Here is a 10,398-nt window from a genome sequence, read left to right as displayed (position 1 = left end):
GTCGAATATCCGGACGGTTTCGGCCTGGCGCGTTCATCCAATACCACGCCGGTGGTCGTGATGCGTTTCGAAGCGGAGTCGGAGCAGGCGCTGGCGCGGATCCAGTCGGAATTCAAGCGTGTCATCCTGGCGGCCAAGCCTGATGCGGCGCTGCCCTTTTAACCGGCTCCACGAAATGGTCCCGGTTTGAATATCCTGATCGTCCGCGTCTCCTCGCTGGGAGACGTGGTCCACAACATGCCGATGGTGTCGGATATCCGGCGCCATTACCCCGGTGCGAATATCGACTGGGTGGTCGAAGAGGGTTATGTTGGACTGGTGCGCATGAATCCCGACGTGCGCCGCATCATTCCGATTGCCCTGCGGCGCTGGCGCAAGAGCTTGCTGTCTGCCGCCACACGGGCGGAAATCTCGCATTTCAGGCAGGAGCTCAAACGCGATGCCTATGATGTGGTGTTCGACACGCAAGGCTTGTTGAAAACCAGCGTGGTCATGCGGATGGCGCGGCTTGCGCCGGACGGCCACCGGGTCGGATTGGCGAACGCGACGGAAGGATCCGGTTACGAGCCTTTGTCGCGCCTGTTTCATACCAGGAGCGTCGGCGTCGGCCTGCATACGCATGCTGTATTGCGCGCCCGGGAAGTAGCGGCAAAGGCGCTTGGCTACAGCGTCGAGGGCGTCGCCGAATTCAATATGCATCCGCCCGCCATGGCGCTCGCAGAGCGGCCTGCATGGCTGCCGGAAACTCCCTATGCGGTTTTTTTCCATGGTACGGCGCGCGCTGCCAAACAGTGGCCGAACAGCAGCTGGATAAGCATTGCGGCGGCGCTTGCCAGGCGCGGGCTGCCGGTGCTGCTGCCCTGGGGCAGCGATGCGGAAAAGAGCAATGCGGAGCAGCTGGCGAGCCAGATGCGCAATGCGAAGGTGCTTCCCAGGTTGCCGCTGATGGAAGCGGTATTGCTGGCGCAGCGGGCGGCGCTGGTGATCGGGGTCGATACCGGCCTGACCCACATTGCCGCTGCCTTCAATCGTCCAACCATCGAGTTGTATTGCGATTCGCCCCGCTGGAAAACCGAAGGCAACTGGTCGCCGCAAATCATCAACCTGGGAGAGCTTGGAGCGCCGCCGACCGTGGAACAGGTTGCGCTGGCGATTGATCGACTGGCGATATAAGGCAGTTGGCGGAAGGCAGCAGGAGTCGAACCTACCCGGGAGCGGCTGGCGCCCCCCACCGGGTTTGAAGCCCGGCCGCATCACCGGATACGTGTGCCTTCCGTTGTCGTGGCACCCTATCTTATCCCGATTCAGGGTTTTCTTGCCATCCGAACCAGTCGATTTCGCTGTCGCGCAACAGATGCGTGTCGCGCACACGACGGGTATAACCCACACGATCAAAAAATTCCAGGATCTGGATGGCGCGCTTGCGTCCCAGGCCGGTAGCGTCGCGCCAGCGGGCGGCGCTTACTCCCGCCGCTGCGCCTTGGCCTGGGCTCTGCTCCGCTGCCAGGCTCGCCACCAGTGCAGCCAATTCGCGCACACGGTCACGGTGGTAAAACAGGTCGCGCTCGATCTGGTAGACCAGTCCTTGGCGCAGCAATTTACGCAGCAGTTGCCGCAGCTGTTCCTCGGGAATCTTGTGCGCCTGCGCCAGCTCGCGCAACCAGGGCGGGTCAAATCCTCCTGCGGCCAGCGTCGGCAGCAGCTGTTGCGCCAGCGCCTGTTCGCTGTCTGAGAGCGATACCGCATGCTGCGGCAGATGCAGCCAGGGGCCGCTGCGCTGGATCGTCGCATCGCCGATGAGGGAGCCGATGACTGCCTGCCACAGCGCGCTGTCCAGGGCCGGCAGCGCCATCCGCCGCAGGCGTGCAGCGTCCACGCCCTGTTCATCGGGAAAGCGCGCATGGAAATCCGTGAGGGCAGTGACCGCCAGCGTCCTTAGCGACTGCCACTGTGCAGCCAGCATCACAAAATTGTCCGGTTCCTGCGAATTGGTCGCAACGGATTGCGCGCCTTCGGGCAATTGCAATGCGGCGGATGGCAGTCCGCTCAGCTGCATCAGCATGGACAGACGCATGCCTCCAGGCGATGCGGCTTGCAGCAACGCACTGATGCCGGCGCCGTCCAGCATCTGTTGCAAGGCGTCGAGCCAGGCCTGGCGTTCTGGCGCGCGCCGTTTGCGCGCCGGGGCGAGCGGATCCAGCACGTAGCCGCCGCCTATCGTCATGTTTGCCTGCGCATTGCGGACGATGAATCGATCGCCAGGAATGGCGCAGACGGGAAATGCGAATATCAGCTGCACCCTGCCGCGGCTGCCGGCAGCCAGCGCATTTCCCTCCAGCAGCGCGACCTGGGCGACCTGATGCAAGGTGCCCAGGTGAACATGCAGCGGCGAACGGTTGCGCAGCGTGACGCCGGCCTGGGCCGACAGCTGAAGTTCGACATCGATCCGTGTCGACGCAGTCATTGCCGACGGAGCGGCCACCCAGTCGCCGCGCTTGACCGCATCCTTGTCGATGCCGCTCAGGTTGAGCGCGCAACGCTGGCCGGCGTGGCCGCTGGCGGCGGGACGGTTTTGCACATGCAGGCTGCGCACACGCACGGTATCGCCGGCCGGCATCAACGCCAGGTGGTCGCCAACCCGGACCTGGCCGGAGAAAACGGTTCCGGTCACCACGGTACCGTGTCCTGCAAGGGTAAATACGCGATCGATGGCCAGCCTGAACAGGCCGTCATCGCGGCGCGGCGGCATGCGTTGCGCGGCTTCGTGCAAGTGCTGCTGCAGGGCCGCGGTTCCGGCATCTTGCGCATGATGCGCGGCGACGGCAAAGATCGGCGCGTCCGCCAATCGGGTGGATGCCAGCAATTGATGGATTTCGCTGGTGACTTCCGCAATGCGCGCCGCATCGACCCGGTCGGTCTTGGTCAAGGCCACCGCACCGGCTCCGATACCCAGCCATTGCAGGATTTCCAGGTGCTCGCGGGTTTGCGGCATGACGCCGTCATCGGCGGCGATGACCAGCAATGCGAAGTCGATACCGGAAGCGCCGGCCACCATCGTGTGCACCAGGCGTTCATGGCCGGGCACATCGATGAACCCGAGCACCTCGCCGTTCGCCAGCGGCGTGTAGGCGTAGCCAAGTTCGATCGAAATGCCGCGCGCCTGTTCTTCCTTGAGACGGTCGGTGTTGACGCCGGTCAGCGCCTTGATGAGTGTGGTCTTGCCGTGATCGATATGCCCGGCGGTGCCGACGATCATATCGACAGGCCTTGCAGCTGCGAGCTGAACAGGGCTTCGTCATGTTGCTCCAGGCAGCGGCAATCCAGCCACAGCGCGTCGTTGGCGATCCGTCCTATGACAGGACGCGGCAGCTGGCGCAAGGCTTTCTCCAGCTTGTCGAGCGCGCGGCCATGGCGCTTGCCGCCGTTGGCAGCATTGCCCGCGCGAATCACCAGGCCATGGCTAGGCAACTGATCTACCGGCAGGGCGCCGCTGCCGATCTGGCTGGACATCGCTTCGGCGGTGACGGCGTAGTGTGTTCCCAGCGCATTCTGCAGAACGGGCAGCAGGCGTTCGGACTGCGCTTTTATCGCCGTCTGGCTGCGGGTAAGCAGGCGTAGCGTGGTCAGGCGCTCCGCCAGGAATTCCGGGGCCAGATACAGCCGTAGTACGGGCTCCAGCGCAGCCAGGGTGAGCTTGCCAACGCGCAGCGCGCGTTTCAGCGGGTTTTTCTTGATGCGGCGTATCAGGTCGGCGCGGCCGACGATCAGCCCTGCTTGCGGGCCGCCCAGCAGCTTGTCGCCGCTGAAGGTGACCAGGTCGGCGCCCTGGCGGATGGTTTCCCGTACCGTGGTTTCTCCGGGCAGGCCCCACTGTGTCAGGTCGACCAGGGTGCCGCTGCCAAGGTCGACCGTCACCGGCAGTCCGTGCGGCTGCGCCAGTTCCGCCAGCGTGCTCACTTCCACGCTGCGGGTGAAGCCGCTGATGGCGTAATTGCTGCAATGGACCTTCATCAGCATCGCCGTGCGTGCCGTGATGGCATTGGCGTAATCGGCAGGGTGGGTGCGGTTGGTGCTGCCGATTTCCACCAGTTTTGCGCCCGCGCGCTGCATGATGTCGGGAATGCGGAATGCGCCGCCGATCTCGACCAGTTCGCCGCGCGACACAATCACTTCCTTTTTCTGCGCCAGCGCGTTGAGCATCAGCAGCACCGCGGCGGCATTGTTGTTGACGACGGTGGCCGCCTCGGCGCCGGTCAGTTCGCACAGGACATCTTCAACCAGGCTGTCGCGGTCGCCGCGGCCGCCGGTTTCCAGGTCGAATTCAAGATTGCCGGGACAGGTCAGGGCACTGACCACTGCCTGCACCGCTTCGTCCGGCAGCAGGGCGCGGCCGAGGTTGGTGTGCAGTACGGTGCCTGTCAGGTTGAACAGTGCGCGCAGGTGCAGCCGGCTGGCAGCTGCCAATTGTTTCTCAAGGATGTCGATGAGCTGTGAATCATCGACGTCTGCAGGTATCAGTTTGCCGGCCAGGGCATCGGCTCTCAGTTTGTCCAGGTGTTTGCGCAGTGCTGCGGTCAGCTGGGTCCGCCCGTACAGCGCAAGCAGCGGTTTGATGTCTGCCAGGTTCAGGACGCGGTCCACCGAGGGAATGTCGCTGGCGGAAGCCTGTGGGGCTGCTCCTGTCGCGGCCGGCGTGGTTGCTGCAGCCATTCAATTCTCCATGGATTGCCAGAGCAAGGGATTGCCGCGCCGGCGTGCGTAAGCAGTTTCACCCATCAGCAGGTCCAGGGTTACGCTGGCAAGGTCATCGGCCAGCGGTTCGATATAGGGATCTTTCTCCTGGTAGAAGATTTTAAGCCAGCTATGGCATTCGTCGCAGGTTTCTGCCTTGATGGCTGTCGGGCCGTCTTCTATGACCTGGTAAGCAATGCCTTTCGTGGAATCGCAATGGCTGCACTTGATGCGCACCATATGCCATTCGGCGGCGCACATGCTGCATTGCAAATAACGATGGCCCTGCGACTGTCCATCCATCCGCACCACGCTGGCGACCGGCAGCGAACCGCAGCATGGGCACAGGCCGGGCGTATCGAGCAGCGGCACGTCGCGTTCGCTGAAGCGGGTTACCAGGTCGCAGCACGCTACCTGCAGGGCTGCTGTGTAGAACGGCGCAGTGGCCGGATCGACGATTTCATCGTTGCCGCGCAGGATGGCTTCGGCCTGGCTGTCGCGTTCGTTCGCGCTGTTTTTCTGGATGCGCGCTATCAATTGCGCCGCGGCCGCCGGGATGCCGCCGGTTGTTGCGACGCGTTCCAGCAGCTGGTCCAGGACGGCCTGCCAATGCGGGCTGCGCACCTGGTCTGCCGCCAGGATCAGCGGCATCAAATGCGTGTGTGCGAGGTTGATGCGGGCCTGGTCCCGGGCGTGGTCGTTCGGCTCGCCGGCCAGCTTGTCGAGGGCCAGCTGCTGCGCGTCCACCAGCACCGCCATCAGGTTCAGGTATTCGCCGATGGCGTTTCCCGGAGCAAGCTGTTTCAGGCGTTGCGCGCGGTTGCTGAATACGCTGGCGCGCTCCGGCAGCCGGATGCGTGGAATGGCGTTGTGATCAAGTGCTTCAATTTCGCCCGGTTCGAGAATGCGCTGCAAGGTAATCCCTTCATTCGCCTGTCATTTTCCGGTACCACGCCGGGTGATGCTTGCGCGCCCAGGCGCGGCTGACGGTGCCGCGCGTCATGGCGCCCACCGTTCCCTTGATCCACAGCGCGGCATAGATATGCACGACGATGCCGACGATCAGCAGGAAACCGCATAGCGCATGCAGCACAACCGCCGCCCGGATGACGAGTACCGGGAACATCCAGGAAAACCAGGCGCGCCAGATGACGATGCCGGACAGCAGCAAGCCAATCATACAACCGATCATCATCCAGAACAGCAATTTCTGGCCGCCGTTGTAGCGGCCTACCGGCGGCAGGCTTTCTTCGCGGTTGTTGACTACGTCGCGTATGCCTTTCAGCCAGGCAATGTCGTTTTTTTCGATCAGGTTGTGCCGCCAGAACCCCAGGGCCAATATCGCAAAGCAAATGAACATCACCAATCCGATGAAGGGATGCAGGATCCGCGTCCACGGTCCGCCGCCCAGCACAAAGCTGAGCCAGAACATGGCGGGGTGGAACAGCGCCAGCCCGGACAGCGCCAGGATGACAAACGTGATGGCGACGATCCAGTGGTTGATGCGTTCCTTGGCGTTGTAGCGCTGGATCTTGTCTTGCTCTACGTCTCGTTCGGAATTGTTCATGGCGGCAGATCCTGCGAGGTGACGTTGCTGCCGGGCGGCGCCGGCAGTTGCGCGCCGCGCCGAGCGGCATCGGTTTCTTCCCGTTCCGCCGCCTCGTCTTCCGCCGAGACTTCGTTCGGTCCGACCTTGATATAGTGGAAAAACCCTGCCAGCGCAGTCAGCGCGATGCCTGCCAGCGCCAGCGGCTTGGCGGCGCCTTTCCACAAGCCGACCAGCGGGCTGATGCGTGGATTGTCCGGCAAACCGTGATAGAGCGATGGCTTGTCGGCGTGGTGCAGCACGTACATGACATGGGTGCCGCCCACGCCTGGCGGATCGTACAGCCCGGCCTTGTCGAAACCGCGTTCCTTGAGGTCGACGATGCGCTCTGCCGCATGTTCCTTCATGTCTTCCTTGGTGCCGAACACGATGGCGCCGGTAGGGCAGGTCTTGACGCAGGCCGGCTCCTGGCCCACGGCCACGCGGTCCGAGCACAGCGTGCATTTATAGGCTTTGTTGTCCTTCTTTGAAATGCGCGGCACGTCGAACGGGCAGCCGGTTACGCAATAACCGCAGCCGATGCAGTTCTCTTCATGGAAATCGACGATGCCGTTGTTGTACTGGACGATTGCGCCAGGCGAAGGGCAAGCCTTGAGGCAGCCCGGGTCTTCGCAGTGCATGCAGCCGTCCTTGCGGATCAGCCATTCGAGATTGCCGTCCGGGTTTTCATATTCCGAGAAGCGCATGACGGTCCATGAATGCTCGGTCATGTCGGGCGGATTATCCAGCACGCCGACATTGACGCCGACCTCATCGCGCAAATCGTTCCACTCCATGCATGCGGTCTGGCAAGCCTTGCAGCCTATGCACTTGGTGACGTCGATCAGCTTGGCGACGGTGCCCGTCACCGGCTCGCGCACGCCGGGCGGCGGCGTGGTGGTGGCGGACACCCGCTTGATATCTAATGATTGCAGTGCCATGGCTTCTCCTATGCTTTCTCGACCTTGACCAGGAACGACTTGAATTCCGGTGTTTGCGAATTGCCGTCCCCCACACCGGGCGTCAGTGTGTTGGCAAGGTAGCCCGGTTTCGCCACGCCCTTGAAACCCCAGTGGATCGGGATGCCGACGTGGTGCACAGGTTTACCTTCAATCATCATTTTCTTGATGCGCTTGGTCACCACCGCCACGGCGACGATATGGCCGCGCTTGGAGCTGACCCTGACGCGCTCGCCGGCGACCACGCCGACTTCTTTCGCCAGTTCTTCGCCGATCTCGACAAACTGCTCGGGCTGCAGGATGGCGTTGAGGCGCGCATGCTTGGTCCAGTAATGGAAATGTTCGGTGAGCCGGTAAGTGGTGCCGACATGCGGAAAGGCGTCGGCCTTGCCGAACATGGCGCGGTCGTCAGGGAACACCCGGGCTCCGGGATTGCTGGTCGCGGCCGGATTTTTAGGGAACAGCGGGTTATAGCCGACCGGCGTCTCGAACGGTTCGTAATGCACCGGGAACGGCCCTTCGGCCATGCCGGCGCGGGCGAAGAAACGCGCTACGCCTTCCGGGTTCATGATGAACGGTCCCATGCCGCCGGCAGGAGCTTCATCCACCTTGAAATCGGGGACATCGACGCCGCCCCATTTCTGGCCGTTCCAGCCGATCAGCTTGCGTTTGGCGTCGAACGGCTTGCCGTTGAGGTCGCATGACGCGCGGTTATACAGGATGCGCCGGTTGGCCGGCCACGCCCATGACCAGTTCAGGGTCTGGCCGATGCCGGTCGGATCCGAGTTGTCGCGGCGCGCCATCTGGTTGCCGGCTTCGGTCCAGCAGCCGGCGAAAATCCAGCAGCCGCAGGCGGTGCTGCCGTCGTCGCGCAGCTCGGCAAAACCCGCCACCTGTTCGTTTTTCTTGCGTACGATCTTGGTCGGATCCTTGGGATCGGCCAGGTCGCTCAGCGCGCGGCCGTTGTATTCCTTGGCCAGCTCGTCCGCGGTCGGACTCTCCGGATTGGCGTAGGGCCAGGCCAGGTTGACGATAGGGTCTGGATATTTGCCGCCGTCCTTCACATACATCTTGCGGATCTTCAGGAACAGTTCCGACATGATTTCCAGGTCGCTGCGCGCCTCGCCCGGAGGTTCGGCGCCTTTCCAGTGCCATTGCAGCCAGCGGCCGGAATTGACCAGCGAACCGTCTTCTTCGGCAAAGCAGGTGGTCGGCAGGCGGAATACCTCGGTCTGTATCTGGCCCGGGTCGACGTCGTTGAATTCGCCATGGTTTTTCCAGAACTCGGAAGTCTCGGTGGCCAGCGGATCCATGATGACCAGGAACTTCAGCTTGGCCAGGCTGGCGCCGATCTTGCCCTTGTCCGGCGCCGCCGCCAGCGGGTTGAAGCCCTGTGCGATGTAGCCGTTGACCTTGCCTTGCTTCATCAGCTCGAACACCTGCAGCATGTCGTACGGCTTGTCCAGCTTGGGCAGGTAGTCGAAGGCCCAGTTGTTGTCGGCCTTGGCGGCGTCGCCCCACCATGATTTCATCAGGCTGACGTGGAATTTCCCGTAGTTCTGCCAGTAGCTCAGCTGGTTCGGGCGCAGCGGCTTGCTGGCGCGGGCGGCGATGTACTTGCCGTAATCCTGTTCGGATTCGGAAGGCAGCGTCATGTAGCCCGGCAGCAGGTTCGTCATCAAGCCGAGGTCGGTCAGGCCCTGGATGTTCGAGTGGCCGCGCAGCGCATTCATGCCGCCGCCGGAAATGCCGATATTGCCGAGCAGCAGCTGCACCATGGCGCCGGTGCGGATGATTTGCGATCCGATCGAATGCTGGGTCCAGCCGAGCGCGTACAGGACGGTGCCGGCGCGCGTCGGCGAGGCGGTGGATGCCAGCATTTCGCAGACCTTCAGGAATTTCTCCTTGGGCGTGCCGCAGACGCTTTCCACCATTTCCGGCGTATAGCGCTCGTAATGCTTTTTCATCAGGTTGAAGACGCAGCGCGGATGGGCCAGGGTCGGATCGGTCTTGACAAAACCGTCGTCGCCCAGCTCGTAGTCCCAGGTGGTCTTGGCGTAATTATGCTTTTCCGCGTTATAGCCGGAGAAAATGCCATCCTCGAAGGTAAAGTCTTCGCGCACGATAAACGTGAAGTCGGTGTAGTTCTTGACGTACTCGTGCTGGATCTGGTCTTTTTCCAGCAGGTAGCGGATGACCCCGCCGAGGAAAATGATGTCCGTGCCGGTGCGGATCGGCGCGTAGAAATCCGCCACCGAGGCCGAACGCGTAAAGCGCGGATCGACCACGATCAGCTTCGCCTTGTTATGCGCCTTGGCTTCCGTCACCCACTTGAAACCGCAGGGATGGGCTTCGGCGGCATTGCCGCCCATGATCAGTATTACATCCGCATTCTTGATGTCGACCCAATGATTCGTCATCGCTCCACGGCCAAACGTCGGGGCAAGACCTGCCACCGTCGGACCGTGTCAGACACGCGCCTGGTTGTCGAACGCCAGCAGCCCGAGGCTGCGCATGGTTTTATGCGTCAGGTAGCCAACTTCATTGCTGCTGGCCGATGCCGCCAGCATGCCTGTGGTCAGCCAGCGGTTGACGGTCAGTCCCTGCGGCGTCTTTTCGACAAAATTGGCGTCCCGGTCCTGTTTCATCAGGGTCGCGATGCGGGTTAAGGCATCGTCCCATGACATCCGTTTCCATTCCTTGGAACCGGGCGCCCGGTATTCGGGATATTGCAGGCGGCTGGGACTGTGGATGAAATCGAGCAGGGCCGCGCCTTTGGGACAGAGCGTGCCGCGGTTGACCGGATGGTCCGGATCGCCCTCGATGTGGATGATGCTGGCCTTGGCATTTTTTGCGCCGTCGCCGAGGCTGTACATCAGGACCCCGCAGCTGACTGAGCAGTAGGGGCAGGTGTTACGGGTTTCGGTAGTGCGAGCCAGCTTGTAGCTGCGTACCTCCGCCAATGCCGGCGCCGGCGAAAATCCCATCAGCGCCAGGCTCGAACCTGCCAGGGTAGCGCCAGTCGTCTTTAGGAACTGGCGTCTTGACATGTGAACCATGGGTAGACCTCTCTTTGTGCATTAATGCCAAATCGCGTCGGAGCATGCAGTTTTATTATAGGAT

General features: G+C 62.5%; 7 protein-coding genes, 1 tRNA gene and 1 pseudogene. 2 read left to right on the top strand and 7 right to left on the bottom strand.

Annotation, left to right across the window (positions count from 1 at the left end):
• A pseudogene (locus AC07RZ_RS23015) lies at positions 1–162 on the top strand (phosphomannomutase/phosphoglucomutase); the annotation flags it as partial.
• A 24-nt stretch (positions 163–186) separates the two neighbouring features.
• Positions 187–1,173 carry a lipopolysaccharide heptosyltransferase I gene (gene waaC, locus AC07RZ_RS23010; RefSeq protein WP_494669725.1) on the top strand — a complete coding sequence of 329 codons (987 nt, stop codon included), beginning with the start codon at positions 187–189 and terminating at the stop codon, positions 1,171–1,173.
• A gap of 6 nt (positions 1,174–1,179) precedes the next feature.
• Here waaC and AC07RZ_RS23005 read toward each other — a convergent pair.
• From AC07RZ_RS23005 to fdnG, 7 genes are all read right to left on the bottom strand, one after another.
• Positions 1,180–1,275: transfer RNA gene (locus AC07RZ_RS23005), tRNA-Sec, on the bottom strand.
• Between the two features lie 19 nt (positions 1,276–1,294).
• Positions 1,295–3,256, bottom strand: a complete 1,962-nt coding sequence (gene selB / locus AC07RZ_RS23000; protein WP_494669724.1) for a selenocysteine-specific translation elongation factor — start codon at positions 3,254–3,256, stop codon at positions 1,295–1,297.
• Complete coding sequence (selA, locus tag AC07RZ_RS22995; protein WP_494669723.1) at positions 3,253–4,710, bottom strand: L-seryl-tRNA(Sec) selenium transferase; 1,458 nt, start codon at positions 4,708–4,710, stop codon at positions 3,253–3,255. Before selA ends, selB begins: the two co-directional genes overlap by 4 nt.
• Positions 4,711–5,646 (bottom strand): formate dehydrogenase accessory protein FdhE, encoded by a 936-nt coding sequence (gene fdhE / locus AC07RZ_RS22990; RefSeq protein WP_494669722.1) that lies wholly within the window; start codon positions 5,644–5,646, stop codon positions 4,711–4,713. It abuts the gene before it with no gap.
• Between the two features lie 10 nt (positions 5,647–5,656).
• Complete coding sequence (locus AC07RZ_RS22985; RefSeq protein WP_144742357.1) at positions 5,657–6,298, bottom strand: formate dehydrogenase subunit gamma; 642 nt, start codon at positions 6,296–6,298, stop codon at positions 5,657–5,659.
• Positions 6,295–7,257, bottom strand: coding sequence for a formate dehydrogenase subunit beta (fdxH, locus tag AC07RZ_RS22980; protein ID WP_494669721.1), 963 nt, complete (start codon positions 7,255–7,257; stop codon positions 6,295–6,297). The genes AC07RZ_RS22985 and fdxH overlap by 4 nt, the downstream gene beginning before the upstream one ends.
• An 8-nt stretch (positions 7,258–7,265) precedes the next feature.
• Positions 7,266–10,334 carry a formate dehydrogenase-N subunit alpha gene (gene fdnG / locus AC07RZ_RS22975; protein ID WP_494669720.1) on the bottom strand — a complete coding sequence of 1,023 codons (3,069 nt, stop codon included), beginning with the start codon at positions 10,332–10,334 and terminating at the stop codon, positions 7,266–7,268.
• Positions 10,335–10,398: the final 64 nt, after the last annotated feature.

The organism is Collimonas sp. GW821-FHT07E08, from assembly GCF_059418905.1.
Note: the sequence above shows the minus strand (reverse complement) of the source record. Positions and strands in the feature narration are given on the sequence as shown.